Origin of the sequence: Granulicella sp. L60 (assembly GCF_009765825.1) — a bacterium.
GTDB lineage: Bacteria > Acidobacteriota > Terriglobia > Terriglobales > Acidobacteriaceae > Edaphobacter.
Genome location: NZ_LMUR01000014.1, coordinates 601 through 1,325 on the forward strand (window position 1 = coordinate 601; position 725 = coordinate 1,325).

Here is a 725-nt window from a genome sequence, read left to right on the forward strand (position 1 = left end):
TGTACTCCCAAACTTCAAGAAAGGAAGAGCAATACATGACGTACAGAAGAGACTGCTCTCCGTAGGACCGTAGGTCTGGATAATTTGCGCATTAGGAAACTGCGCGCATAGCTGCTCGATTAACCGTTTGGGGACAGGCTCTCCGCCAACCAATAAGGCTCGAAGATTGGGATACTGCTGTCGGGCCGTTTTACGTTGGATGTGCTGACACCAAGTATCCATCAGGCTAGTAACAGCATTGAAGACCGTTGTTGTCCGGGTCTGTTCCAGAAGATAGTCCGGATCTTTAATGCGCACGGCATCTGTGATCCGTGTCCGCCCTCCACCAACGAGCGGCAGCAAAACTTCAAGAATCGAAATATCAAAAGCAAAGGAAGAGACATTGGGCATCACATCGTCACGACTGAACAGCAGCGATGCTCCAATTTCCGAGAGCCTGGCTACAATCTGACGATGTTCGACCATGACGCCTTTAGGCGCGCCGGTGGAGCCGGAGGTGTAGATGATGTAGGCCAGATGCGATGAGTTCAGCCCGATCGAGTGCGGGTCGGGGTTGGTCTGCGGCTGCTCACTCCATCTCTCTGTCGCTTGGAGGTCGAGGATGGGCAGGGCAGGGTCGTGTCCGGTAAACAGGGCTGCGAGATGAGTCTGGGTAAGCAGCGCGACCGGCCCGGAGTCCTCCAACATGAAGCGGAGTCGCTCCACCGGGTAGGAGGGATCGAGCG

The 725-nt window shown here is 55.0% G+C and carries 1 protein-coding gene; it reads right to left on the reverse strand.

Annotated elements, in window-relative coordinates; translation table 11 throughout:
• A partial coding sequence (locus GSQ82_RS24510) for an AMP-binding protein (RefSeq protein ID WP_174243052.1) occupies positions 1–725 on the reverse strand: 725 nt, incomplete at both ends.